This window comes from Stenotrophomonas sp. RIT-551 (assembly GCF_026241915.1).
Classification (GTDB): domain Bacteria; phylum Pseudomonadota; class Gammaproteobacteria; order Xanthomonadales; family Xanthomonadaceae; genus Stenotrophomonas; species Stenotrophomonas bentonitica_A.
In genome coordinates this window covers 37,813-61,680 of the sequence record NZ_JAPJIU010000006.1, presented here as the reverse complement: position 1 = coordinate 61,680, position 23,868 = coordinate 37,813, and the positions used below count along the sequence as shown (strand labels likewise).

The following is a 23,868-nucleotide window of genomic DNA, read 5'->3' as shown; positions in this document are numbered from 1 at the left end:
GAGAAGCTGCATGCCCCAGGTATTCCGCGACGCGGTGTCGATCCAGGCGCTCAACACGCTCAGCCGCAACACGCTCATCGAGCACCTGGGCATCGTGTTCACCGCGGCGGGCGAGGACTGGATCAGCGCCACCATGCCGGTGGACGAACGCACCCGCCAGCCGTACGGCATCCTGCATGGCGGAGCTTCCGTCGTGCTGGCCGAAACCCTCGGCAGCAGCGCCGGCAACCTGTGCGTGGATACCACCAGCGAGGTCTGCGTCGGGTTGGAGATCAATGCCAACCACATCCGCGCGGTGCGCGCCGGCACGGTCACCGGCACCGCGCGTGCGGTCCATGTGGGGCGCAGCACCCAGGTGTGGGACATCCGCATCGAGGACGCGGCCGGCAAGCTGGTCTGCACGTCGCGGTTGACCCTGGCGGTGGTGCCCGCGGTGCGCCCGGGCTGATCGCACGCATGGCACGGATGCTGTGTTGCGTGGCTCATGACAGTGCGCCGGCGCATGTGCGCACGGCCGTTGTGCCGCCGGTGGCCGTTGGCTTGACAGCGTGCGGCGGCTGGCTTGGGCCTGCCATCGATTTGTCCGGATTCCGCTGGCAGAGCCTGCGGCGCTCGGGTATCGTTCGCGGATGAATTCCCCCACTCCGGCCTCACGTGGCGGCGTGGCGCGTGTGTGCCGTTACCTGTACCGCGTACCGCTGCTGCTGGTCCACCTGTTGCTGTTCCTGCCGATGCTGCTGATCGCCATGCTGCCGCCGTGGGGGCGCGTGCGCGTGGGCCAGCGCACGTTCGAGCATGCGGCGGTGAACGCCTGGTCGGGCGCGCTGATGTGGATCTTCGGCTTCCGCCTGCACCGGATCGGCACACCGCTGCCGGGTGCGGTGCTGTTCGTGGCCAACCATGTCAGCTGGGTCGATATTTCGATGCTGCACAGCCAGCGCATGATGGGTTTCGTGGCCAAGCAGGAGATCGCCGGCTGGCCGGTGGTCGGCTGGCTGGCCGCGCGCGGGCAGACCATCTTCCACCAGCGCGGCAGCACCGAGTCGCTGGGTGGGGTGATGCAGGAAATGGTCGTGCGCCTGCGCGAGGGCAAGGCAGTGGGCGTGTTCCCGGAAGGGCGCACCCGCGGTGGCCATGAAGTCGGCCCCTTCCATGCGCGCATCTTCCAGGCCGCGGTCGAGACCCAGGTCCCGGTGCAGCCGGTCGCGTTGCGCTACGGCTGGCGCGGTGACGCGCAGACCATTGTCGCGTTCGGCCCGAAAGAGAGTTTCTTCGCCAACTTCCTGCGTCTGCTGGGAGAGCCGGCACGGCGGGCCGAGGTGCACTTCCTCGCGCCCATTGATACCCACGATCTGGAAGGCCGTCGCCGCATCGCGGAAACCTCGCGCGCGCGCATCCTGGCGGCCATGTCCGCCGAGTAAGCGGTGGTGGTCCTTCACACGCCAGCGTCGCGGCCGGGAGCAGGCTCGCGCCCATGTTGACCGCTGCCGACTATCACCCCCCGCGTTGGCTGCGCAACCCGCACTTGCAGTCGATGCTCAGCTCGAGCCGGATGCGGATGCAGCGCGGGCTGGTGCTGCTGGCGGCGACCGGCGCGCACACCGACGAGCTGATCCTCGATGGCGGTGAGGGCGTGCGCCTGCAGGGCTGGCACAGCTACCTCCAGGGGCGCCAGCCGGTCGGCATGGCGCTGCTGCTGCATGGTTGGGAAGGCAGTGCCGAATCGAGCTACATGCGCATGACCGCCGCGCGGCTGCTGGAAGAGGGCTACGACGTGGTGCGGCTGAATTTCCGCGACCATGGCAATACCCACCACCTCAACCCGGGCATCTTCCACTCCAACCGCATCGATGAAGTGGTGCACGCAGCCGGTGACATCGCCCGCCGCTGGCCCGAGCTGCCGCTGGTCGCCGCCGGCTATTCGCTGGGCGGCAACTTCGTGCTGCGCCTGGCCCTGCGCGCGCCCTCGGCCGGCGTGCCGCTGCGCCGCGTGGCCTCGGTGTGCCCGGTGCTGGACCCGGCGATCACGATGGAGAGCATCGAGAACGGCCCGGCGATGTACGACTGGTACTTCCGGCGCAAATGGGCCGGCTCGCTGCGTCGCAAGCGCGATCTGTTCCCCGAGCTGAGCGACTGGGACGACCGCGTGCTCAAGCTGGACATCCGCGCGCTGACCGCCTGGCTGGTCGAGCACCACACCGAGTTCGGTTCGCTGCAGGCCTACTTCGATGGGTATTCCATCGCCGGCGACCGCCTGGCCGGGCTGCAGGTGCCGGCCGACATCCTGATGGCGCAGGATGACCCGGTGATCCCGTTCGCCACCTTCAACGGCTGGCGGCTGCCGGCCCACGCCCACCTGGAAATCGCCCCGTGGGGTGGCCACTGCGGCTTCCTGGAAAACTGGCGTGGTGATGGCTTCTCCGAGCGCTGGGTGGCCCAGCGGCTGCGGATCGAGGCGAACACGCCGGCCTGACAACCGTTCTGGCCGGCCGGCCCCGCTACAATCGGGGTTTGCCCTCGAGTTCGGACCGTCATGCAAGACCAGATTCTCCAAGCCCTGCGCCGCAATGCGGTGGACGACGCCGTGCAGCTGGCGCGCGAGTGGATCGCGGCCGAGCCGGAGCAGCCGCAGGCGCACCGCTGGCTGTCGCTGTCGCTGCAGCAGCAGGGCCAGTTCGATGACGCGCTGGCCAGCCTGCAGCAGGCCCTGACGCTGGCGCCGGACAACGCCGACCTGCATCTGCAGCAGGCCGGCCTGTTGCTGGCCCTGCGCCAGTTCGACGCGGCCGGCTCGGCGCTGGACCGCACCGCCGAACTCAACCCCAACGAACTGTCCGCGTACGTGATGCAGGCGCACCTGGCGCTGGCCCGCAATGACGTGGACGACGCCGACCGCCTGACCCGCCTGGGCCTGCGCGTGGATGAGGAACATCCGGAACTGGCCGCCCTCTCGGGCATGGTCGCGCTGCGCCGGGGTGAGGTGGATCGCGCGCTGGCCCAGCTCTCGGCGGCCAGCCAGGCGCTGCCGGATGATGCCCGGGTGCTTTACGCACTGGGCTTTGCCTACCTGGGCAAGGACATGCTGGCCTTCGCCGAGCAGGCCTTCCGCCGGGTACTTGCCCTGAATCCGGCCACCACCGCCCTGCAGGGGCTGGTCGTCCAGCTCGCGCTGCGCCAGGGCAACCTGGAGAGCGCAGCGGACATGATGCGCCAGGTCCTGGCCGTGCCCGGCGGCGATACGCCGGCCATGCGCCGCCTGGCCGGCGAGCTCGAACTGCAGGCCGGCCAGCCGTTGCAGGCGCTGGAGCACCTGCTGCCGGTGCTGGCGCAGTGGCCCTCCGATCGGCACACGCTGCAGCTGCTGCTGATGGCGTGGCAGCGCCTGGGCCGTGAACAGCAGGCCCGCGAGACGCTGGATGCGACCCTGGCCGATCATCCCGAGGTGCACGACCTGTGGATGGCGCGCCTTACCGTGGAACCGGTGGGTGGCCCGGAAGCGGTGGCCGTGGGCGAACGCTGGCTGCAGGCCATGCCGGAGCACCTGCCGGCACTGGAAACGCGTCTGCGCCTGCACGACATGAACAACGAAGCCGACCAGGCCGAGGCCGTGGCCGAGCGCATCGTCGCGCTGGAGCCGGGCCGGGTTTCCGGTGAAGTGCGCCTGGTCGATGGACTGCTCACGCGTGAGCCGGCTGCCGCGATCGCGCGCGTGCAGGCGCTGCTGGACACGGCCCCGGAGGATGCCCGGGCGGGGCTGCGCGCCTGGCTGGGCTCAGTGCAGGACCGTGCCGGCCAGTACCACGATGCGCTGCGGACATGGGTCGAGCTGCATGCGGCCGAGGCGCCGCAGCGCCTGCCCCTGCCGCCGCAGGCCAAGGCACCGCTGAGCTGGCCGGACCTTGCGCCGGTGGCTGAAGACAATGCGATCGCCCCGCTGTTCATCTGGGGCGCGCCCGGCTCCGGCGTTGAACGCGTGGTCGCCGCGATGGCCGCCGCCAGCCCGGTGATGCGTGGTGACCGCTTCGGGCCGACGCCGCCCAACGATCCCTTCCAGCGCTATCACACGCTGCAGGAGCTCTCGACCGGCAAGCTCACGCCCGAGGCACTGGTGGAGCAGTGGCGCAGCCAGTTGCCGGCCCGGGGCATCGCCGACGGGGCGGTGATCGATTGGCTGCTGTGGTGGGACAACGCGCTGCTGTGGGCGCTGCGCCCCCAGCTGCCGGAGGCACGCCTGGTCATCGTGCTGCGCGACCCGCGCGACATGCTGCTGGAGTGGATCGCCTTCAGTGCCCCGGCCCCGCTCGCGGTGACCTCGGTGCACGAAGCGGCCGAATGGCTGGCGCGTGCGCTGGCCCAGGTCGCCACCCTGCACGAGCAGAGCCTGTACCCGCACGCGCTGTTGAAGATCGACGAGATCGGCAACGATCCGCAGGCGATGGCCGAGTACCTCGGTGCCCACTTCGGCATGCGTTTCCCGCCGGCCGGCACGCTGGGCCCGGCCCGCATGGCCCCCGGCCACTGGCGCGATTACCGCGAGGTGATGGGGCCGGCGTTCGCGCTGCTGACCTCGGTCGCGGTGCGCCTGGGTTACCCGGAAGAATGAGGACACCTGTATGCATCTGAGCAGTGACAGCATCACCAACGGCCAACCGATCGCCGCCACCTTCGCGGCCGGCGATGCCGAAGGCTTCGCCCCCAACCGCAACCCGCAGCTGGCCTGGCACGATGTGCCGGCCGCCACCCGGTCGTTCGCGCTGCTGTGCATCGATCCGGATGTGCCGACCGTGCCCGATACGGTCGGCCGGCAGGATTGCACGGTGCCACGCGATCAACCGCGTGCCCACTTCGCGCACTGGGCGATGGCCGATATCCCCGCCGATGTGCGTGCGCTGGCCGCGGGCAGCTGCAGCGACGGCTTCACCGTGCGCGGCAAGACCCAGCCGGCCGGCCCGGAAGGCAGCCGCCAGGGCCTGAACGATTTCACCGGTTGGTTCGCCGGCAATCCGGACATGGCCGGCCAGTACCTGGGCTATGACGGCCCGTACCCGCCGTTCAACGACGAGCGCGTGCACCGCTATTTCTTCCGCGTGTTCGCGCTGGACGTGGCGCAGCTGGAGCTGCCCACGCCGTTTACCGCTGCCGATGTGCTGCATGCGATGCACGGGCACGTGCTGGCCGAAGCATCGCTGCATGGCACGTATACGTTGAACCCGGCGCTGGCGTGATCCCCCGGTGGGTGCCGACCGTTGGTCGTCACCACATCCGGTAGGTACCGACCGTTGGTCGGTACTGCGCTGTCGGGAGCCGGCCAGCGGCCGGCACTACAGGATGAAGAAGGGCGGCCAGCGGCCGCCCTTCTGCGTTCTTATTTCTTCTCGTTCGCCGACTCGACCACCATGTCCAGCACGTAGGCGTTGGACGAGGCATCGGCCGGTGGGTTGGCGATCGTGTAGCGCTTCACGCGCACCACGTTGCGCACGCCGTCTTCGTGGGTGTAGCCCTCGATGACGTCGTAGAAGTTCTGCCACTCGCCCGGCTCGCCCTGCTTGATGCCGTTGGCGTCGTAGCGGATCTCGCGCGTCTGCAGGCACTGCTTGTCGCGGATCAGCGGGTGCGGGCACGGCTTGGTCTGCGCGGCCACCTCCAGGAACACCGTTTCGCCTTCGCCGCCGTAGCGGGTCTCAGCGGTCGGCTCCGGGGTGAACACCAGCACATCGCCGTTGGCGGTACGCAGGGTCAGCTGGCCGGCATCGCCCAGCTCGGTCTTGAGCGCGCCTTCCAGGCGGCTGCCCACGGCCTGGTCCAGCGCCATCAGGTTCTTGTCGGTGCAGGCCATCATGGTCGAGGCCATCGGCGAGACGGTCAGCGAACCATCGGCCAGCGTGTAGCCCCCGCCCATGCGGTTGCAGGTGTTGCTGATCGCGATGCGGTCATCCTTGAAGTCCAGCGTGACCGGCTTGTCGGCGCGGGCGAACAGCGCATCGATGCGCTTGCCGCTGGCATCGGTAGCCGATTCCAGGCGCCAATGGCTGCCCTGCAGGCGCTGCACATCCAGGCGGGCCACGGCAGCCTGGTCGGCGGCGGCGGTCGGTGCCGGGGCGAGGTCATCGCGGCCGGCCGGGGCGGTGGAAGGGTTGCTGCAGGCGGCTATCAGGGCCAGCGGCAGCATCAGCATCAGGGTGCGTTTCATGTACATCTCCTTGGGAACCTGGGGAAAAACGCCGGCGCGCCCCCAACGGGGTCAGGCCGGCGCCGGGCCGTTCAGTTGCCAGCGGGCAACCAGAGCAGCAAGGCCGCGCCCAGTGCGATGCGGTAGACCGCGAACGCCGTGAACTTGTGCGACTTGATGTAGCCCAGCAACCACTTCACTACGATGAAGCCGGTGACGACCGCGGCAAGGAAGGCCACGCCGACGTCGGTCCAGTTCTCACTGGCGAGCTTGCCGTCCTTGGCCAGTTCCAGGAAGGCATAGCCGCTGGCGGCGAACATGGTCGGGATGCCGACCAGGAACACGAACTCGGTGGCTTTCGCGCGGCGGCTCAGGCCGAACAGCATCGCGATGAAGATCGCCGCCGCCGACCGCGAGGTGCCCGGGAACACACCGGCCACCACCTGCGCCACACCGACCAGGATGGCGACCTTCCAGGTCACCTCATCGCGCTCGGGCAGGCGTGCGGTGTAGGCCTCCACCAGGATCATCCACAGGCCGCCGATGATCAGTGCCCAGGCCACCGGCGTGACCGTCTCCGGCAGTTCCCAGCCGGCCAGGCGGACCGGAAGGCCGACCACGGCGGTGACCAGGAAGGCGGTGCCGAGCTTGAGCACGTAATCGCGGTTGGCGCGCTCATGCAGGCCGGTCGCCAGGGTCCACAGCCGCTGCCGGAACACCAGCGTGATCGCCAGGATCGCGCCGGCCTGGATGATGATGTTGAAGAAGTCCGAGCGTGCGCCCAACCAGTGCTGGGCGATCAGCAGGTGGCCGGTGCTGGAGATCGGCAGGAATTCGGTGAGGCCTTCAAGAATGCCCAGAAGGAGGGCGGAGAGCAGGTCGGACATCGGGGGGGCTGGGGCTCGGAATGGGTGAAATCGGGAGGCAGCATAAAACATCCGCGTCCCGCACCAAATGTGTGCGTGGTGCAGGGCGTGCACTATTTTGGTGCGGATGGGCGTGCACCGCGGGGGCGGGCAGCCCAGTGAAATCAAGGGTTTGTGAAGTCTGAAAAGTTGGCACGGGGATTGCTCTATCCACTCAGGCAATCACCCATCTGAGGTTTCACCGATGTCCGTGGAAAATGTTGAGAAGCTGATCAAGGACAACCAGATCGAGTTCGTCGACCTGCGTTTCGTCGATATGCGTGGTATCGAGCAGCACGTCACCTTCCCGGTCAGCATCGTGGAGCCGTCGCTGTTTGAAGAAGGCAAGATGTTCGATGGCAGCTCGATCGCCGGCTGGAAGGGCATCAACGAGTCGGACATGGTCCTGCTGCCGGACCCGTCCAGCGCCTACATCGACCCGTTCTACGCCGACCCGACCCTGGTCATCAGCTGCGACATCCTCGATCCGGCCACCATGCAGCCGTACGGCCGCTGCCCGCGCGGCATCGCCAAGCGCGCCGAGGCCTACCTGAAGTCCTCCGGCATCGCCGAGCAGGCCTTCTTCGGTCCGGAGCCGGAGTTCTTCATCTTCGATTCGGTCCGCTTCGCCAACGACATGGGCCACACCTTCTTCAAGATCGATTCCGAAGAAGCGGCCTGGAGCACCGGTGACAAGTACGACGGCGCCAACAGCGGCTACCGTCCGGCCGTCAAGGGCGGCTACTTCCCGGTCCCGCCGACCGATTCGCTCCACGACCTGCGTGCGGAAATGTGCAAGACCCTGGAACAGGTCGGCATCGAAGTGGAAGTGCAGCACCACGAAGTGGCGACCGCCGGCCAGTGCGAGATCGGCACCAAGTTCAGCACCCTGGTGCAGAAGGCCGATGAACTGCTGCGCATGAAGCACGTCATCAAGAACGTTGCCCACCGCAATGGCAAGACCGCCACCTTCATGCCCAAGCCGCTGGTCGGCGACAACGGCAGCGGCATGCACGTGCACCAGTCGCTCTCCAAGGGCGGCACCAACCTGTTCTCCGGTGATGGCTACGGCGGCCTGAGCCAGCTGGCGCTGTGGTACATCGGCGGCATCTTCAAGCACGCCAAGGCGATCAATGCCTTCGCCAACTCCGGCACCAACAGCTACAAGCGCCTGGTCCCGGGCTTCGAAGCCCCGGTGATGCTGGCCTACTCGGCCCGCAACCGTTCCGCCTCGTGCCGCATTCCGTGGGTGTCCAACCCGAAGGCGCGCCGCATCGAAATGCGCTTCCCCGATCCGATCCAGTCCGGCTACCTGACCTTCACCGTGCTGATGATGGCCGGCCTGGACGGCATCAAGAACCAGATCGACCCGGGCGCACCGAGCGACAAGGATCTGTACGACCTGCCGCCGGAAGAAGAGAAGCTGATCCCGCAGGTCTGCTCCTCGCTGGACCAGGCCCTGGAAGCGCTGGACAAGGACCGCGAGTTCCTCAAGGCCGGTGGCGTGATGAGCGACGACTTCATCGACGGCTACATCGCGCTGAAGATGCAGGAAGTCACCAAGTTCCGCGCGGCGACCCACCCGCTCGAGTACCAGATGTACTACGCGAACTGAGCAACAGGTGACGATGACGAAGGATTTCCCTCCCACCCTTCGTCATCGTCGCCGCTTTTCCGGCTGGGGAGCCGGCAAGGCGACCATGTTGTAGAGCGGACCGTCGGTCCGCTGAAAAAGGTAGAGCGGACCGTTGGTCCGCTCCACCACCAGGGGCAAGAGAGACCGGACGCGTGTCATGGGCCCTTCCTCCCTCCCGCGTCACCGCTGGCGTCGCCCTTCGGGCGTCGGCAACGGCGTGGCCCATGCAACGTTCGGCGCAACGACCGGCGGCCATGTGCAAGTGGCCGCCGGTTGACCTGACATCGGCCCCACGCGGGCCGGTTCCATCCACCATCGGGATATGCGCATGAAACTGATCTCCGCCATCATCCGGCCGTTCAAGCTCGACGAGGTCCGCGAGGCCCTCTCCGACGCTGGCGTGTCGGGCATCACCGTGACCGAAGTCAAAGGCTTCGGGCGCCAGAAGGGCCACACCGAGTTGTATCGCGGCGCGGAGTACGTCGTGGATTTCCTGCCGAAGATCAAGATCGAGACCGTCGTGACCGACGATCGCCTGGAGGCCGTGGTCGAGGCCATCCAGACCGCGGCCGGCACCGGCAAGATCGGCGACGGCAAGATCTTTGTCACCGCGGTCGAACAGGTCGTCCGCATCCGCACCGGCGAAATCGGCGCTGACGCGCTCTAACCCCACTCGGAGCCCACAATGAAGACCTCTTTGTTCACCGGGTGGCAAGCCCGGTTCCATGCCGTGTGCCTGATGATGCTGCTCAGCGCGCTGGCCGTCGGTGCCTTCTCCAGCAGTGCACACGCCCAGGCCCAGGTCACCCCGGCACCGTCGGAGACGGTCGCGGTCGAGCCGCTGCCGGCCACGCCGGAAGCCACGGCCGCCCCGGTCGCTGAAGCCGCCGCAGCGGCCACGTTCGATCACGGCGATGTCGCCTGGATGCTCACCTCCACCTTGCTGGTGCTGCTGATGGTGGTGCCGGGCCTGGCCCTGTTCTACGGCGGCCTGGTGCGCTCCAAGAACGTGCTGTCCATCCTCAGCCAGATCCTGGTGGTGTTCTCGCTGGTGCTGATGCTGTGGGTGGCCTACGGCTACAGCGCGGTGTTCAGCCAAGGCAACGCCTTCTTCGGCTCGTTCACCGAGTTCGCCTTCCTCAAGGGCTTCGGCCCGGATACCGTCGGCAACACGCCGATCGCCGGCCTGCCGGATTATCTGTTCGTCGCCTTCCAGTCGACCTTCGCCGGCATCACCACCGCGCTGATCGTGGGTGCGTTCGCCGAGCGCATCAAGTTCAAGGCCGTGCTGCTGTTCTCGGCCCTGTGGTTCACCCTGAGCTACATCCCGATGGCGCACATCGTGTGGGGCGGCGGCTATCTGGGTGAGATGGGCGCGATCGACTTCGCCGGTGGCACCGTGGTCCACATCAATGCCGGCGTGGCCGGCCTGGTCGGCGCGTACTTCGTCGGCAAGCGCATCGGCTACGGCCAGACCGCACTGAAGCCGCACAACGTGCCGTTCACCTATATCGGCGCGATGCTGCTGTGGGTGGGCTGGTTCGGCTTCAACGCCGGCTCGGCGGCCGCCGCCGACACCGTCGCCTCGCTGGCCTTCATCAACACCATCCTCGCCACCGCCGCCGCGGTGCTTGGCTGGACCCTGGTCGAAGCGGTCAGCAAGGGCAAGCCGTCCGCGCTGGGCGCTGCCTCCGGCGCCGTCGCCGGCCTGGTCGGCATCACCCCGGCCTGCGGCACCGTCGGCCCGCTGGGTGCGATCGTGATCGGCCTGGTCGCCGGCGTGGTCTGCGTCTGGGGCGTCACCGGCCTCAAGCGCCTGCTCAAGGTCGATGACACCGCCGATGTGTTCGGCGTGCACGGCATCGGCGGCATCGTCGGTGCGCTGCTCACCGGTGTGTTCAGCGCGCAGTCGCTGGGCGGCACCAAGGCCGACCTGGACATCGGCCACCAGGTCTGGGTGCAGCTGGTCAGCGTCGGCTTCACCATCGTCTGGTGTGCCGTAGCCACCGTGCTGATCCTGCTGGTGGTGCGCATGGTGTTCGGCCTGCGCGTCACCGAAGAAGCCGAGCGCACCGGCCTGGACGTCACCTCGCACGGCGAGTCGGCCTACGAGGCCTGATCCGCGCGCGATACCGCATTAGAAACGAGAGAGAGATGTTCTACCTTTGCCGGCGGCCTTCGGGTCGCCGGTTTTTTGTGGGCGCCTGCCGGGCATTACCGTGCTTTGGCAGCTGATCGTGCAATCACGCACAATGCAGGCATGCACGTGACCCGTACTTCCCTCGCACTGCTCGCCCTTCTGCTGCTCGCCGCCTGCGCCAGCACCGAGGTCCGCAGCCCGCTCGCCACCTGGGTGCCGTCGCCGAACCACAACGCGCGCGCGCCGGTGGTGATCGTGCTGCACCACACCGATCAGCATTCCGTGCAGCAGAGCCTGGACACGCTGCGCAGCGCCAACAGCGGCGGCAAGGTCAGTTCGCACTATCTGGTCGGGGCCGATGGCCACATCTACCAACTGGTCGGCGATGACCGGCGCGCCTGGCATGCCGGTCCCGGTCGCTGGGGGACGATCACCGATCTCAACTCGGCCTCGATCGGCATCGAGATCGACAACGATGGCGACACGCCGTTCGCACCGGCACAGATCGCGGCCCTGATCCGCCTGCTGGATGACCTGTGCACGCGCCTGCGCATTCCGCCCAGCCAGATCATCGCGCATGCCGATCTGGCGCCCTCGCGCAAGCAGGATCCCAGCCGTTTCTTCCCGTGGCAGCAGCTGGCCGAAGCCGGTTTCGGCGTATGGCCGCGCGCAGCCGATGGCCCGGCACCGGCCGGCTTTGATGCCTGGATGGCCCTGCAGGCCTTCGGCTACCCGATGGACGACCGGGCGGCCGCGGTCGGCGCCTTCCATCGCCGCTTCCGCGGGCGCGACGATCTTCCCGCAGATCTCGATGCCGAAGACGCCCGCATCCTGCACTCGCTGCTGCTGCAACAGGAACGCCGCCCATGAAGTCCGATTCCCTTCGCCACGCACTCAAGCACGCCGCGCTGTCGGGGGTCGGGTTGGCCATGTTGAGCGCCTGCGCGGTCGCGCCGCAGCGGCCTGCGTCATCGCCATCGACCGTGCCCACCAGCACCTACGCAAAGGCGAGTTGGAACGCATTGCCCGCCGTCGCGGACGCCGATCTGCAGGCCGGCTTCGCCGCCTGGCGCAGTGCCTGCCCGCGCCTGAAGACAGAGGCCAACTGGGCACCCACCTGCGCCGCGGCCGCCAAGGTTGCCACCACGCCGGCCGCCATCCGCCAGTTCCTGCAGGCGAATCTCGACGTCTATGCCCTGCGCGCCGGTGGCAACCGGGCCGATGGCCTGATCACCGGTTACTACGAGCCGATCTATGCGGGCAGCCTCACCCGCACCGCCCAGGCGGCGGTGCCGGTGTACGGCGTGCCCGACGACATGATCAGCGTCCAGCTCGAGAGTCTTTATCCCGAACTCAAGGGCAAGCGCCTGCGCGGACGCGTGGAAGGGCGCGTGCTCAAGCCGTATGACGATGCCGCGCGGATCGCCGCGAACGGCGTCAAGGCACCCGTACTGGCCTGGCTGACCAGCCCGATGGACCTGCAGTTCCTGCAGATCCAGGGATCGGGCCGCGTCCAGCTGGCCGATGGCCGTCAGCTGCGGATCGCCTACGCCGACCAGAACGGCCATCCCTATCGCCCCATCGGCCGCTGGCTGGTGGAGCAGGGTGAGCTGAAGCAGGCCGACGTCAGCATGGCCGCCATCCGCGCCTGGGCCGATGCCCACCCGACCCGCGTGCCCGAACTGCTGGCCAGCAATCCCAGCTATGTGTTCTTCACCCGCGGCCCGGACAGCGACGAAGGCCCGCGCGGCTCGTTGAACGTGCCGCTGACCGCCGGCTACAGCGTCGCGGTGGACCGCAACGTCGTGCCACTGGGCAGCCTGCTGTGGCTGTCCACCACGCGCCCGGACGGCACCGCGCTGGTGCGCCCGGTCGCCGCGCAGGACACCGGCGGTGCCATCACCGGCGAAGTGCGCGCGGACCTGTTCTGGGGCACTGGCGATGCGGCTGGCGAGCTGGCCGGGCACATGAAGCAGAAGGGTACGATCTGGATGCTGTGGCCGAAGGGTGTGGCGTTGCCGAAGGCGCCTGACAAGAGCGAGTGACACCGATGGATGAACTGCAGCGACTCCAGCACTGGTATCGAAGGCAGTGCAACGAGGACTGGGAGCATACGTTCGGGGTCACTATCGACACCCTTGATAACCCCGGCTGGCACGTCTGCATTGATCTCATCGAGACGGAGCTTGAGCAAAAGCCCTTTGCATCGATCAGCCGCGGGGACTCGGAAGATGATGCCGACTGGATTATCTGCACGGTTGAGAAGTCGCAGTTTGTAGCGAGCGGTGGTATCGGGAACCTGACTGAGTTGCTTGGTGTATTTCTCAGCTGGGCTGAGGCCTAGCGATCGATTGCCCGGAGGATTCATGAAGGTCAAACGCATCATCGCCAACATCGCCGCGTCCGATCCGGCCGCCGCGGACAGTTTCTATAGGGACATCCTCGGCCTGGCGCTGGTCATGGATCACGGCTGGATCCGCACCTATGCGGGATCCGCGGATATGACTGTCCAGGTGAGTGTGGCGTCCGAAGGCGGCGCCGGTACCGCCGTGCCCGATCTCTCCATCGAGGTCGACGATCTGGACGAAGTGCTTCGACGGGTGCACGCGGCCAACCTCCCCATCGCCTATGGCCCAGCCAGCGAACCGTGGGGCGTGCGTCGGTTCTACCTCCGCGATCCGTTGGGCCGGCTGGTCAACATCCTGCAGCATGCGTGAGCGAGGCAGGAAACCGGGATCAACAGGCCTGCCGTTTTGCACTACATTGGTGCAATGACCGCCGTGCTCCCGCCTCCCGCCCTCGACGCCCTCGGCACCCCGGTCGCCTGGGCCGACGCCAGCGGCCGTGTGGTGGGCTGCAATCCTGCGTTCGCGCGCTGGCTGGGCGTGAGCGTGCGCCGCCTGCTGGGCCAGCCGCTGGCCTCGCTGGAGGCACAGGGCGATGCCCTGGCCCACTTCCTGGCCCGCGATGAGCGCGACACCCTGCGTCTGCACCGGCTGGCCCTGGCGCTGCCGGGCGATGCGCCCCGTTTTGCCGAGGGGTGGCTGAGCCGCTGGGACGAGGGCGGCTGGCTGCTGGAGGCGCATCCGGTCGATGAGTTCCCGGGGTTGGACCCCACCCAGGCGCTGCCCAGCGCACTCAGTGCCGCGCTCAAGGGCCTGGCGCACGAGCTGCGCAATCCGCTGGCCGGCTTGAAGGGCGCGGCCCAGCTGCTGGCGCGGCGCAACGCGCAGCGCGATCCGGACGAGCGCGAACTGATCGAGCTGATCGGCTCGGAGATCGAGCGCCTCAACGGCCTGCTCGAGCAGCTGCTGTCGCCCGCGCCGGCCGCGCCGCACGCACCGCTCAATATCCATGCCTCGCTGGAGCGCGTGCTGCGGCTGGCCGAAAGCGAAGGTGGCTGGGCGGTCCGGATCCAGCGCGATTACGATCCCAGCATTCCCGAGTTCGATGGCGATGCCGACCGCCTCACCCAGGCCGTGTGGAACCTGGTCCGCAATGCGATCCAGGCCGGTGCGGGCACCGTCACCCTGCGCACGCGCGTGGAGCACGGCGTGCGCATCACCGATCAGCTGCACCCGCTGGCGCTGCGGCTGGAAATCGCCGATGACGGCCGTGGCGTGCCCGAAGACCTGGCCGAGCACCTGTTCCTGCCGCTGGTCAGTGGTCGTGCCGAGGGCACCGGGCTGGGCCTGGCGCTGGCCCAGCAGGTCGCGCGCGAGCACCGCGGCACCCTGACCTACCGCTCGCGCCCGGGCCACACCGTATTCACCGTGCTGCTGCCGATCGGGCAGGGCACCCCCGCCGAGGACACCGCCGCCCATGGCTGACCAGGTCGATACCACCGCCCAGCGCATCTGGGTGGTCGACGATGACCGCGCGGTGCGCTTCGTGCTGTGCACCGCACTGCGTGAGGCCGGGTACCGCGTCGAAGGGTTCGACGGCGCGGCGGCCGCCTTGGCGATGCTGTCCGAACAGCCGCCACCGGATCTGCTGTTCACCGATGTCCGCATGCCCGGCGATGACGGGCTGGTCCTGCTGGACAAGCTCAAGGCGGCGCATCCGCAGCTGCCGGTGATCGTGATGTCGGCCTATACCGATGTGGCGAGCACGGCCGGCGCCTTCCGCGGTGGCGCGCAGGAATTCCTGTCCAAGCCGTTCGATCTGGATGATGCGGTCGCGCTGGCGCAGCGGGTGCTGCCCGCGCCGGATGTCACCCTGGCCGAGCCGAGCGAGACCGCCAGCACGACGCCGCCCGATCAGCGTCCGCAGCTGGTCGGCGATACGCCTGCGATGCGCGCGCTGTTCCGCGCGATTGGACGCTTGGCGCAGGCACCGCTGTCGGTGCTGATCAATGGCGAGACCGGCACCGGCAAGGAGCTGGTCGCGCATGCGCTGCACCATGAGTCGCCGCGCGTGCAGGGCCCGTTCGTCGCACTCAATACCGCGGCCATTCCGTCCGAACTGCTGGAAAGCGAGTTGTTCGGCCACGAGGCGGGCGCGTTCACCGGTGCCCAGCGCCGCCACATCGGCCGTTTCGAACAGGCCAATGGCGGCACGCTGTTCCTGGATGAAATCGGCGACATGCCGTTGCCGCTGCAGACGCGACTGCTGCGCGTGCTGGCCGAGGGCGAGTTCTTCCGCGTCGGCGGGCGTGAGCTGATCCGCGTGGATGTGCGCGTGATCGCCGCGACCCACCAGGACCTGGAAACGCTGGTGGCGCAGGGTCGCTTCCGTGCCGACCTGCTGCACCGGCTGGATGTGGTGCGGCTGCGGTTGCCGCCGCTGCGCGAGCGTCGCGACGACATCGCGCAGCTGGCCGAGACCTTCCTCGCGGCCGCGGCACACAAGCTGGATACGCCGCCCAAGCGGCTCACTGCCGCCGCGCTGCAGGCGCTGCGCGAACACGATTGGCCCGGCAACGTACGGGAGCTGGAAAACGTGTGCTGGCGCATGGCCGCGCTTGCCGCCGCCGACAGCATTGGCGTGGCCGACGTGGACAGCGCGCTGCACCGCAGTGCCGGTGCGCCGCGCGCGCGCAGTGCCGGCGATCCGGGGCAGTGGGAAACGCTGCTCTCGGCGTGGGCGCGCCAGCGACTGGCTGAAGGTGCCGAAGGCCTGCACGCCCAGGTGCGTGACCGGGTCGACCAGGCCCTGCTCGAAGCCGCCCTGCAGATCACCCACGGCCGCCGTGCCGAGGCGGCCGCGCGGCTGGGCATGGGTCGAAACACGCTCACCCGCAAGCTCGGCGCCGGGCGCCGGCGCGGCGGATGAACCGCATGTCCACACCGCGTGTGCGCCATGTCCGGGCCGCTTTCATGGCCTGTGGACGAGCACACGGTTAGTTTGCAATCAAGGAGTCTTCCCATGCGCAGTTCCCATGTCGTCCTCGCTGCGGCGATCGCGGTCGGTCTGGCCGCCTGTGGCAGCACGCCGCCGCCGCGTCCCGCCGCCCCCATCGTGCCGGTGGTCAGCACCGCGCAGATGGCAGAGGCCAATCTGTCGCCCGCCTCGGCCAGCCTGGTCAGTGGGCGCCTTGCGCTGGTTCCCGATGCACGTGGCGTACACATCACCGGTGTCATCGGGGGCCTGCAGCCGCTGCAGGTGGCCGGGTTCCACGTGCATGAGCGCGGCGACTGCAGTGCGGTCGATGCCAGCAGCGCCGGTGCGCATTTCAATCCGGCCGGGCAGCCGCACGGCCGCAACAGTGCCGGCGCGCACCACGCCGGTGACATGGACAACCTGCGTGCCGATGCGCAGGGACGCGTCAACGTCGACATCCGCCTGCCAGCGGTTACCCTTGGCGGCGGCGCAGCCACCGATATCGCCGGGCGTGCACTGATCGTGCATGCCAATGCCGACGATTACCGCAGCCAGCCGGCCGGCAACGCCGGCGCCCGAATTGCCTGCGGCGTCATCCGGGTCGTGCGCTGATCGCGCCGTCCCACGACGCCGTTTCTTCCAACGCTACCCGCAAGGAGATCCACATGCGCCTGATCCACACCACGCTGTTCGCGGCCATTGCCGCGCTCGGCCTGACCGCCTGCAACAAGCCGGCCGACACCACCCCGGAAGCCACGCCGGCTGCCGAAGCCACCGCGTCCCAGCCGACGGCCGAAGCGACCCCCGAGGCACCGCCGGCGATGACCAGTGAGGCCCATGCCAACCACACTGCCAGTGCCGACCTTGCGCCGACCCAGGGCAATGACGTCAAAGGCAACGTGACCTTCAGCATCGTTGACGGCAAGGTTCATGTGAAAGGCCAGGTCAGCGGCCTGAAGCCGAACAGCGAGCACGGCTTCCACATCCATGAGAAGGGCGATTGCAGCGCGCCGGACGGCGCCAGCGCCGGTGGCCACTTCAATCCGGGCAAGGAAGACCATGGCAGCGTCGCCAGCGAACCGCATCACGGTGGCGACATGCCCAACATCAAGGCTGATGCCCAGGGCAACGCCGTGGTCGACGCCCCGGTCTCGACCAACGTCAACATCGGCAAGGGCGATGATTTCGACATCATTGGCCGCGGCCTGATCGTCCATGCCGACGCGGACGACTACAAGACCCAGCCGACCGGCAATGCCGGCGCACGCCTGGCCTGCGCGGTGATCAAAGCGGCCCCGTAACCCGGGCCGTATCTGACGAAAAACGCCGGCGAACGCCGGCGTTTTTTTTGAACGTTGGTCGAGCCACGCCATGCGTGGCTGCCATGAGCGATATCGATTTTCCCGAGGAGCCGGCCAGCGGCCGGCACTACCGTCAGCGGGCCAGCAGCTCGCGCGCGTCCTGCCCGGCTTCGCAATGTACGAACAGCACCGGCAGGCCGTGCGCTTCCAGCACGGCGGCCATCTGCCGCTGGCGGATCAGGTACTGATCGTAGATGCCCTGCAAGCGATCACAGTCGCCGGTGCCGTGGTTGTAGTACGCGCACCAGCCGGCGGGATCGAACAGCGCCATACGCACTTCGCCGTCAGCGTATCGAAGCAGCGGCTCCGGCGCGGCATCCAGCCACTCTTCCACGTGCGGTGCCATCAGTGCGGTTTCGATCAGCGGCCACAGAATCGCCAGGCCCTGGTTGTCGTACTGCATCGACATCATCGCGGCGAGATCATTCACCGTGAAATAGCGCGCGTGTTCGATCTGCGCGCCGAAGGCGTTCTGGGCCTGCAGCGCGGTATCGGCCTGCGCCATGCCCTGGGCCAGCAGCACGTCTTCCAGCGCCTCGGCCACGGCCTGGGTCTGGGCGACTTCAGTGCCCGTCAGCAGGAACGGGACGACCCGCAGGCCGCCGCCGGTGAGGCTGGCATCAGCCTGGAACGGCAGCGGTACGTCGCCATCGGCGCCGGCACCAAAGGCCAGCACGCGCGGGCCCTGGTTGCGGCCCGGGGCGCGCATCTGCAGTTCTTCCAGGCGCCGGTGCACCGGCCAGCCCGGACGCAGGATTTCCGCCGGATCGAAGTGGGCGCCGGCGAACACGAAGTCCAGCCCGCTGACGCCGGGCACCAGCTTGGCCAGATCGCGGCCGACGCGTTCGGCCAGTTCACCAGCCTGTTCGGAGGACAGCGCGGCATGGCGCGGGGCGTCGCCGCCGGCCAGTTCCAATGCCAGTACGCCAATGGCATTCATGCCGTGGTCGGGTTTGCTCATGGTTTCACGGTTGGCCCATCACAGGGCGGCAGCTACACTTGGCCCCATTATGCCTGCTCCTTCGTGCAGGCCATGTTGCAGACACCCCTCCCATGCCAGGTATCTCCATGCCCAACGCCCGTCCCGTCGCCATCCTCGGCGGCGTCCGCATTCCGTTCTGTCGCCAGAACACGGCTTATTCGGACGTCGGCAATCTCGGTATGTCGGTGCGCACACTCGGTGCGCTGGTCGAGCGCTTCGGCCTGCATGGCCAGCAGCTGGGCGAAGTGGCGATGGGCGCGGTGATCAAGCACTCCAGCGACTGGAACCTGGGCCGCGAAGCCACGCTGTCCTCGGGCCTGTCCCCGCTGACCCCGGGCATCACCATGCAGCGTGCCTGCGGCACCTCGCTGGATACCATCATCGCGGTGGCCAACAAGATCGCGCTGGGCCAGATCGACTCGGGCATCGGTGGCGGCTCGGACACCACCTCCGATGTGCCGATCGTCTACGGCAAGAAGCTGCGTGCGCGCCTGCTGGCGGCCAACCGCGCCAAGAGCACCGGCGACAAGCTCAAGGCACTGACCCGCGGCTTCAAGCTGAGTGAACTCAAGCCGGAATTCCCGGGCGTGGCCGAGCCGCGTACCGGCAAGAGCATGGGCGACCACTGCGAAGACATGGCCAAGGAGTGGAACATCTCCCGCGACTCGCAGGATGAGTGGGCGGTGTCCTCGCACAAGAAGCTGGCCGCCGCCTACGAGCGCGGGTTCTTCAACGACCTGATCGCGCCGTTCCGCGGCGTGGAGCGCGACAACATCCTGCGCGCCGATACCTCGCTGGAAAAACTGGCCACGCTGAAGCCGGCCTTCGACAAGGTCTCCGGCCGCGGCACGCTGACCGCCGCCAACTCCACCCCGCTCACCGACGGCGCCTCGGCGGTGCTGCTGGCCAGCGAAGAGTGGGCGCGCGCGCATGGCCATGAGCCGCTGGCGTACCTGCGTGATTCGCAGGTGGCGGCCGTTGATTTCGTACACGGCGAAGGCCTGCTGATGGCGCCGACCATCGCGGTGCCGGAGATGCTCAAGCGCAATGGCCTGACCCTGCAGGATTTCGATCTCTACGAAATCCACGAGGCCTTCGCTGCACAGGTGCTGTGCACGTTGCGCGCGTGGGAAAGCGAAGACTACTGCCGCAACCGGCTGGGCCTGGAGGCGCCGCTGGGCAAGATCGATCCGGCCAAGATAAATCCGCTGGGCTCCTCGCTGGCCACCGGCCACCCGTTCGCCGCCACCGGCGCCCGCGTGATCGCCACGGCGGCCAAGCAGCTGGCCGAACGCGGCGGTGGCCGCGCGCTGGTCTCGATCTGCACCGCCGGCGGCATGGGCGTGGTGGCGATCGTCGAGCGCTGATCGCCCCGCTGCATGGAACGAAGAAGGCCGCCCAAGGGCGGCCTTCTTTTTTGTATCCGGCGGAGGCGTACACCAGTCGGCTCTGGTCGTGCCGGCCGCTGGCCGGCTCCTCCATACCGTTTCGGGGAGCCTGCCTTTGCGGGGAACCCTCATTCTCCGGGACGCCGCATTCTCAGGGACCCCGCGTTGCCGGCCAGCGGCCGGCACCACCGGGAACCACGCCGCTGTTACGGCAGGCGCGGGTTGCCGAACGCGTCGCGTTCCACGTGCAGGCGATCTTCCTCGGCGTGCATGCGGCCCTGCTCCACGTGCAGGCGATCGTGCACCGGCGCCGGTTCACCCATCAGCGATTGCTCTTCGACGGTGGCGCGCTCGGGCACGATCGGGTCCAGCGGCGTCGCGGTCGCGGCACGGGCCAGCGCCACGCTGTCATCGCCGCGCTGCTGGCGCAGCGCATTGGCGAAGCACTGCGAGGCCAGCGCGGTTTCGCCGCGTTCCAGGAACAGCTCGCCCAAGGCTTCCCACGCGGCCGGGCCGGCACCAGCGGCAATCGCGCGGTGCAGGTAATCCTCGGCCAGGGTGTGCTGGCGCTGGCGGGCGGCAATGCGGCCCAGCGCCAGCAGCAAGGCCGGGCTGGAGGGCTGGGTGGTCAACCAGCGCTGCAGGTTGGCCTGGCGCGTGGCCAGCTTCTCCACCGGCATCTGGCCGTAGAGCGTCACCACCGATTCGTCCCAGCGCGTGTCCAGCGCCTGCTCCAGGTTCAGCAGGGCCGGTTCGTCCCAGTCCAGGGCAACCGCCCGCAGGGCATAGGCCGAAACCACGTCCGGATCGCTGCGCAGGGCCTTCGGCGTGGCCTCCCACTGCGCGGCCAGTGCGTTGACATCACCGGCCTCCAGCAGCGACTGGGCCGCCAGGCGGATTTCCAGTTCGGCCACGGCGGTGTCCGGCAGCACCTTCTGCTTGCGCAGCGCGCCCAGCTGCCCGTACGCCTCATGCGCGCGATCGGCACGGGCCAGTGCCTCGGTGCGCAGCCACAGGCCGCGCGGCGGCAGCGGCTGGATCGCGGCGATGTCGAGCACGTTGATCGCATCCACCGGACGCTCCTGTGCCAGCAAACGTTCGGCCTGCAGCAGGGCATGGCTGGTAGCGTCTTCGGCGGCCAGGCGCTGCAGATACTGGTTGACCGCGGCGTCGTCGTCGCGCGCCTGCGCGCTGCGCACCGCAGTGACCAAGGCGACAGCACTCACTTCCTTGTCTTCGGCGGCGCTGGTCAACAGCTTTTCCGCACGCTGCCAGTGGCCTTGTTCATGGGCCTGCAGGCCCTCGGTCAGGCGCGCACGACCCTGCTTGCGGCGGTAGCGGCCCCAGGCGCGGAACGGCGAGGCCAGCAGGCTCCACAGCAGCCACAGCACCAGCAGACCCACCAGCACCATCAGGGCGACCTGCGGCACGGTGGAGCGGTAGTCGGTGCCGCCGTAGCGGTAGATCACTTCGCCGAACTGCCGCAGCTGTTCGGTGCCGAGCCACTGTGAGGCGATCACGCCCAGGGCGACGGCCAAGAGCAGGACCACCAGAGATTGAAAGGGCTTCATCGATTACCTCCCGTTACGCATCGAGCGCAGTTGCTGCAGGGTGCTGCCCAGTTCGGGCAGCGATGGACGCAGCTCGCAGGCGCGTAGTTGATGCAGTTCAGCACGTTGCTCGCGCAGAGCAGGTGAATCCGGCCACAGCCGCGGCAGCCACAGCGCCACGCGGTCCAGCGCCTGCACGTAGCCGGGTTGATCGCCGCGCTCCACCGCGGCCCGCGCCAGGGTCAGTTCCAGCTGCAGCGAGTCCCACGCGGCCACCCGCTCGGCCTCGGTCAACGGGCCCTGCAGGCGGGTGGGGGTGATGGTCACGAACGGTGCCAGCACCTGGTGCCACCAGGGGCCGCCAACGGCGGTATCGGCCGGGGCGTCGATCTGCTCGGGCAGCGCGGTCAGCGCCTGGGCAAACCGACCCAGCCGTGCCTGGGTCTGCGCGCGCACCCCGGGGCCCAGTGCATCCACGGCATTGCGCTCCTGCATCAGCGCCTGCCGCAGGTTCAGATACTCGCTGCCCTGCACATCGTCCAACGAGGCGGCCGCCAAGGCGTACAGGCGTTTGGCGCCGTCGGCGTCATCGGCATAGGCCAGCCGCTGGCCGGCCTGGCTCAGCAACAGCTCGGCCTCTTCCAGCTGCAGCGCCTGGGCACCGTGGCGGGTGCTGTCGGCCAGCTTGGCCAGGTTCTCTTCAAGCAGGGCGTTGCGCTGGCTCAGGCCGAGCATTTCATCGCGCAGCACCCGGTTGGTCGCGGCGGCGTCCTGCACGCGCTGGGAGGTCGAGCGCTGATCGCGGCGCAGCGCCTCGACACTGTCCACCAAGCCCTGCACCTGCAACTGGGCATTCTCCTCGCGCACACGCTCCTGCGCCTGTCGCGACTGCCACTGCGTCCAGCCCCAGGCACCGCCGCCGGCCAGCACGGCCAACGCCGTGACCGGCACGATCCAGCGCAGGGGGCGGCGCGGAGAGGAAGGCGAAACAGGGTCATTCATACGGGCATCCTTGTCGCGCGCGCCGGGCAATCCGCTTGGCTGGCGAGCGACGTGGCGCACAGCATCGCCCGCCGCCCGAGCCGCCTGCAAGGCCGCTCCGGCGCCCTGTTCAGGAAGATGCGGGCGGGATGAGCGCGGCGTGTGCAGCGGCAACCAGCTGCGAAGGCAACGGCCCTGCCGCCAGCTGCACCTGCCCGAAGCCGACCGCGCGCGCCTGCGCGGCCAGCCGCTCGCTGGCGGCCACCACGAGGGCCTCGCGCAGGGGGGCCTGCAGATCGTCCGGCAACTGCGCCAGCAGCAGGGTCAGTGCCTCGCCGCTGCTCAGTGCCAGCACCCACGGCGTGGCCGCGTGCCGCAGCCGCTGCAGCATGCGCGGCGCAAGGGGCAGCGCACGGCGGACATAGACGTTGGCCCGCAGCAGCCGGGCACCGCGTTGCTCCAGGGTCTGCGCGATCACCCCGCGCCCGCCGGGCGCGGTCACCAGGCCGGCGCGCAGGCCATGCAGATCCGCCAGGGCCGGCAACGCGAGCAGGCCCTCGCTGTCCATTCGCGCCGGCGCGGCGACGCCCTGTGCGCCCTGCCGGTCCAACGCCGCCGCCGTGCCGGCGCCCACCGCAAGCCACTGCCCCGGGTGGGGCGCGGCCAGGTCCACCAGGCGCGCGGCCGCCTTAACCGCCGCCGGGCTGCTGAAGACCACCCGCTCGGCCGCCAGCGCGGCCTCCAGCGCGGCGCGCGTGGCCGTATCAGCGCAGGCCTGCAGCGCCCACGGCGAGAGCGCGATGACGCGCGCCCCGGCGGCAGCGGCCGCACGCCGCAGCGGCGCATGCTGGCCACGCGGGCGCAGCGAGATCAGGGTCCAGGGCGCGACTTTCGTTTCGGTGTTCATTGCGGGCATTATGCGAGCCCTTCGATGTGACGTGATCAACCAGATGTCCGCAACCGATTCCCTGCCGGCGCAGTTGTCCGCGCTGCAGCATGTCCTGGATGCCATGCCGCCGGTGGCGGCCATGCAGATCCGTGTCCACGACTATCGCGACGGCGTCCTGCACATCCATGCCCCGCTGGCGGCCAACGTCAATGACAAGGGCAACGCCTTCGGTGGCAGCCTGGCCTCGGCGCTGACCCTGTCCGGCTGGGCCCTGGTGACGCTGCGGCTGCGCCTGGCCGGGTTCGATGCCGATGTCTACGTGGCCGACAGCCACATCCGCTACCTGGCGCCGGTCTACGGCGATCTGCATGCGCAGGCCCAGGCCGATGCGGAAACCGACTGGGACAGCTTCCTGGCCACCTTCGCCCAGCGCGGCAAGGCCCGCATCAGCCTCACCGCCCGGCAGCCGGGCGAGGGCGACAAGGCCGCCGCTGAACTGAGCGGCCGTTTCGTGGCCTTCGCCAGGCGGTAGGATGGGCGCCTTG

General features: G+C 68.7%; 24 protein-coding genes. 18 read left to right on the top strand and 6 right to left on the bottom strand.

What is annotated here, in order from left to right:
• The first annotated feature begins 10 nt into the window (after window positions 1–10).
• The 5 genes from ORK51_RS09320 to ORK51_RS09300 all read left to right on the top strand — a co-directional run bounded on the left by ORK51_RS09320 (window position 11) and on the right by ORK51_RS09300 (window position 5,225).
• Window positions 11–448, top strand: a complete 438-nt coding sequence (locus ORK51_RS09320; protein WP_070426356.1) for a hotdog fold thioesterase — start codon at window positions 11–13, stop codon at window positions 446–448.
• 181 nt (window positions 449–629) lie between these two features.
• A complete protein-coding gene (locus tag ORK51_RS09315; RefSeq protein WP_266084779.1) occupies window positions 630–1,421 on the top strand; it encodes a lysophospholipid acyltransferase family protein in 792 nt (263 codons plus the stop codon).
• Window positions 1,422–1,477: 56 nt separating this feature from the next.
• A complete protein-coding gene (locus tag ORK51_RS09310) occupies window positions 1,478–2,473 on the top strand; it encodes a YheT family hydrolase (RefSeq protein WP_026070062.1) in 996 nt (331 codons plus the stop codon).
• Window positions 2,474–2,533: 60 nt separating this feature from the next.
• Window positions 2,534–4,603, top strand: coding sequence for a tetratricopeptide repeat protein (locus ORK51_RS09305; RefSeq protein ID WP_266084778.1), 2,070 nt, complete (start codon window positions 2,534–2,536; stop codon window positions 4,601–4,603).
• Window positions 4,604–4,613: 10 nt separating this feature from the next.
• The gene (locus ORK51_RS09300) at window positions 4,614–5,225 is read left to right on the top strand and encodes a YbhB/YbcL family Raf kinase inhibitor-like protein (protein ID WP_266084777.1); all 612 of its coding nucleotides are present in this window, start codon (window positions 4,614–4,616) and stop codon (window positions 5,223–5,225) included.
• 140 nt (window positions 5,226–5,365) lie between these two features.
• Here ORK51_RS09300 and ORK51_RS09295 read toward each other — a convergent pair whose 3' ends face one another.
• The gene (locus ORK51_RS09295) at window positions 5,366–6,190 is read right to left on the bottom strand and encodes an META and DUF4377 domain-containing protein (protein WP_266084776.1); all 825 of its coding nucleotides are present in this window, start codon (window positions 6,188–6,190) and stop codon (window positions 5,366–5,368) included.
• 71 nt (window positions 6,191–6,261) lie between these two features.
• Entirely contained in the window at window positions 6,262–7,056 is a 795-nt protein-coding gene (locus ORK51_RS09290) for an undecaprenyl-diphosphate phosphatase (protein ID WP_026070060.1), read from the bottom strand.
• A gap of 223 nt (window positions 7,057–7,279) precedes the next feature.
• On the opposite strand from ORK51_RS09290, the gene glnA reads away from it, so the two are divergent.
• The 11 genes from glnA (at window position 7,280) to ORK51_RS09235 (ending at window position 17,473) form a co-directional block, all read left to right on the top strand.
• Window positions 7,280–8,689 carry a type I glutamate--ammonia ligase gene (glnA, locus tag ORK51_RS09285; protein ID WP_019184908.1) on the top strand — a complete coding sequence of 470 codons (1,410 nt, stop codon included), beginning with the start codon at window positions 7,280–7,282 and terminating at the stop codon, window positions 8,687–8,689.
• Window positions 8,690–9,038: 349 nt separating this feature from the next.
• Window positions 9,039–9,377, top strand: a complete 339-nt coding sequence (locus ORK51_RS09280; RefSeq protein ID WP_019184907.1) for a P-II family nitrogen regulator — start codon at window positions 9,039–9,041, stop codon at window positions 9,375–9,377.
• An 18-nt stretch (window positions 9,378–9,395) separates the two neighbouring features.
• Window positions 9,396–10,829, top strand: a complete 1,434-nt coding sequence (locus tag ORK51_RS09275) for an ammonium transporter (protein WP_266084775.1) — start codon at window positions 9,396–9,398, stop codon at window positions 10,827–10,829.
• 141 nt (window positions 10,830–10,970) lie between these two features.
• Window positions 10,971–11,720, top strand: a complete 750-nt coding sequence (locus ORK51_RS09270; RefSeq protein ID WP_070473812.1) for an N-acetylmuramoyl-L-alanine amidase — start codon at window positions 10,971–10,973, stop codon at window positions 11,718–11,720.
• Window positions 11,717–12,895 (top strand): murein transglycosylase A, encoded by a 1,179-nt coding sequence (mltA, locus tag ORK51_RS09265; RefSeq protein ID WP_429000649.1) that lies wholly within the window; start codon window positions 11,717–11,719, stop codon window positions 12,893–12,895. Before ORK51_RS09270 ends, mltA begins: the two co-directional genes overlap by 4 nt.
• A 5-nt stretch (window positions 12,896–12,900) precedes the next feature.
• Window positions 12,901–13,194, top strand: coding sequence for an immunity 53 family protein (locus tag ORK51_RS09260; RefSeq protein WP_070426363.1), 294 nt, complete (start codon window positions 12,901–12,903; stop codon window positions 13,192–13,194).
• 22 nt (window positions 13,195–13,216) lie between these two features.
• Entirely contained in the window at window positions 13,217–13,567 is a 351-nt protein-coding gene (locus ORK51_RS09255) for a VOC family protein (protein WP_070426364.1), read from the top strand.
• A 54-nt stretch (window positions 13,568–13,621) separates the two neighbouring features.
• Window positions 13,622–14,680 carry a two-component system sensor histidine kinase NtrB gene (locus tag ORK51_RS09250; protein ID WP_266084774.1) on the top strand — a complete coding sequence of 353 codons (1,059 nt, stop codon included), beginning with the start codon at window positions 13,622–13,624 and terminating at the stop codon, window positions 14,678–14,680.
• Window positions 14,673–16,124: a nitrogen regulation protein NR(I) gene (gene ntrC, locus ORK51_RS09245; RefSeq protein ID WP_266084773.1), complete on the top strand. Its 1,452-nt coding sequence runs from the start codon at window positions 14,673–14,675 to the stop codon at window positions 16,122–16,124. Before ORK51_RS09250 ends, ntrC begins: the two co-directional genes overlap by 8 nt.
• Window positions 16,125–16,217: 93 nt before the next feature.
• Window positions 16,218–16,784, top strand: a complete 567-nt coding sequence (locus ORK51_RS09240; RefSeq protein WP_266084772.1) for a superoxide dismutase family protein — start codon at window positions 16,218–16,220, stop codon at window positions 16,782–16,784.
• 53 nt (window positions 16,785–16,837) lie between these two features.
• Window positions 16,838–17,473, top strand: a complete 636-nt coding sequence (locus ORK51_RS09235; RefSeq protein WP_046273863.1) for a superoxide dismutase family protein — start codon at window positions 16,838–16,840, stop codon at window positions 17,471–17,473.
• 133 nt (window positions 17,474–17,606) lie between these two features.
• Here ORK51_RS09235 and ORK51_RS09230 read toward each other — a convergent pair whose 3' ends face one another.
• Complete coding sequence (locus tag ORK51_RS09230) at window positions 17,607–18,494, bottom strand: hypothetical protein (RefSeq protein ID WP_019184899.1); 888 nt, start codon at window positions 18,492–18,494, stop codon at window positions 17,607–17,609.
• Window positions 18,495–18,586: 92 nt separating this feature from the next.
• On the opposite strand from ORK51_RS09230, the gene ORK51_RS09225 reads away from it, so the two are divergent.
• Window positions 18,587–19,882, top strand: coding sequence for an acetyl-CoA C-acetyltransferase (locus ORK51_RS09225; protein ID WP_026070059.1), 1,296 nt, complete (start codon window positions 18,587–18,589; stop codon window positions 19,880–19,882).
• Between the two features lie 227 nt (window positions 19,883–20,109).
• Here the strand turns inward: ORK51_RS09225 and ORK51_RS09220 are convergent, their stop codons facing one another.
• From ORK51_RS09220 to ORK51_RS09210, 3 genes are all read right to left on the bottom strand, one after another.
• Window positions 20,110–21,474, bottom strand: coding sequence for a heme biosynthesis protein HemY (locus ORK51_RS09220; protein WP_046273862.1), 1,365 nt, complete (start codon window positions 21,472–21,474; stop codon window positions 20,110–20,112).
• Between the two features lie 3 nt (window positions 21,475–21,477).
• Window positions 21,478–22,455: a hypothetical protein gene (locus ORK51_RS09215; protein WP_266084771.1), complete on the bottom strand. Its 978-nt coding sequence runs from the start codon at window positions 22,453–22,455 to the stop codon at window positions 21,478–21,480.
• 109 nt (window positions 22,456–22,564) lie between these two features.
• Window positions 22,565–23,341, bottom strand: coding sequence for a uroporphyrinogen-III synthase (locus tag ORK51_RS09210; RefSeq protein ID WP_083279836.1), 777 nt, complete (start codon window positions 23,339–23,341; stop codon window positions 22,565–22,567).
• Window positions 23,342–23,384: 43 nt separating this feature from the next.
• Between ORK51_RS09210 and ORK51_RS09205 the strand changes: the two genes are divergently transcribed.
• Window positions 23,385–23,855 (top strand): YiiD C-terminal domain-containing protein, encoded by a 471-nt coding sequence (locus tag ORK51_RS09205; protein ID WP_026070058.1) that lies wholly within the window; start codon window positions 23,385–23,387, stop codon window positions 23,853–23,855.
• The last annotated feature ends 13 nt before the right edge of the window (window positions 23,856–23,868 follow it).

Coding starts and splice junctions, on each gene's coding strand:
- ORK51_RS09225 (WP_026070059.1), top strand. CDS start 18,587: ATGCCAGGTATCTCCATGCCCAACGCCCGTCCCGTCGCCATCCTCGGC.
- ORK51_RS09305 (WP_266084778.1), top strand. CDS start 2,534: ATGCAAGACCAGATTCTCCAAGCCCTGCGCCGCAATGCGGTGGACGAC.
- ORK51_RS09315 (WP_266084779.1), top strand. CDS start 630: ATGAATTCCCCCACTCCGGCCTCACGTGGCGGCGTGGCGCGTGTGTGC.
- ORK51_RS09215 (WP_266084771.1), bottom strand. CDS start 22,455: ATGAATGACCCTGTTTCGCCTTCCTCTCCGCGCCGCCCCCTGCGCTGG.
- ORK51_RS09235 (WP_046273863.1), top strand. CDS start 16,838: ATGCGCCTGATCCACACCACGCTGTTCGCGGCCATTGCCGCGCTCGGC.
- ORK51_RS09210 (WP_083279836.1), bottom strand. CDS start 23,341: ATGAACACCGAAACGAAAGTCGCGCCCTGGACCCTGATCTCGCTGCGC.
- ORK51_RS09240 (WP_266084772.1), top strand. CDS start 16,218: ATGCGCAGTTCCCATGTCGTCCTCGCTGCGGCGATCGCGGTCGGTCTG.
- ORK51_RS09260 (WP_070426363.1), top strand. CDS start 12,901: ATGGATGAACTGCAGCGACTCCAGCACTGGTATCGAAGGCAGTGCAAC.
- ORK51_RS09275 (WP_266084775.1), top strand. CDS start 9,396: ATGAAGACCTCTTTGTTCACCGGGTGGCAAGCCCGGTTCCATGCCGTG.
- ORK51_RS09280 (WP_019184907.1), top strand. CDS start 9,039: ATGAAACTGATCTCCGCCATCATCCGGCCGTTCAAGCTCGACGAGGTC.
- mltA (WP_429000649.1), top strand. CDS start 11,717: ATGAAGTCCGATTCCCTTCGCCACGCACTCAAGCACGCCGCGCTGTCG.
- glnA (WP_019184908.1), top strand. CDS start 7,280: ATGTCCGTGGAAAATGTTGAGAAGCTGATCAAGGACAACCAGATCGAG.
- ORK51_RS09220 (WP_046273862.1), bottom strand. CDS start 21,474: ATGAAGCCCTTTCAATCTCTGGTGGTCCTGCTCTTGGCCGTCGCCCTG.
- ORK51_RS09230 (WP_019184899.1), bottom strand. CDS start 18,494: ATGAGCAAACCCGACCACGGCATGAATGCCATTGGCGTACTGGCATTG.
- ORK51_RS09250 (WP_266084774.1), top strand. CDS start 13,622: ATGACCGCCGTGCTCCCGCCTCCCGCCCTCGACGCCCTCGGCACCCCG.
- ORK51_RS09295 (WP_266084776.1), bottom strand. CDS start 6,190: ATGAAACGCACCCTGATGCTGATGCTGCCGCTGGCCCTGATAGCCGCC.
- ORK51_RS09320 (WP_070426356.1), top strand. CDS start 11: ATGCCCCAGGTATTCCGCGACGCGGTGTCGATCCAGGCGCTCAACACG.
- ORK51_RS09255 (WP_070426364.1), top strand. CDS start 13,217: ATGAAGGTCAAACGCATCATCGCCAACATCGCCGCGTCCGATCCGGCC.
- ORK51_RS09290 (WP_026070060.1), bottom strand. CDS start 7,056: ATGTCCGACCTGCTCTCCGCCCTCCTTCTGGGCATTCTTGAAGGCCTC.
- ORK51_RS09270 (WP_070473812.1), top strand. CDS start 10,971: ATGCACGTGACCCGTACTTCCCTCGCACTGCTCGCCCTTCTGCTGCTC.
- ORK51_RS09300 (WP_266084777.1), top strand. CDS start 4,614: ATGCATCTGAGCAGTGACAGCATCACCAACGGCCAACCGATCGCCGCC.
- ntrC (WP_266084773.1), top strand. CDS start 14,673: ATGGCTGACCAGGTCGATACCACCGCCCAGCGCATCTGGGTGGTCGAC.
- ORK51_RS09205 (WP_026070058.1), top strand. CDS start 23,385: ATGTCCGCAACCGATTCCCTGCCGGCGCAGTTGTCCGCGCTGCAGCAT.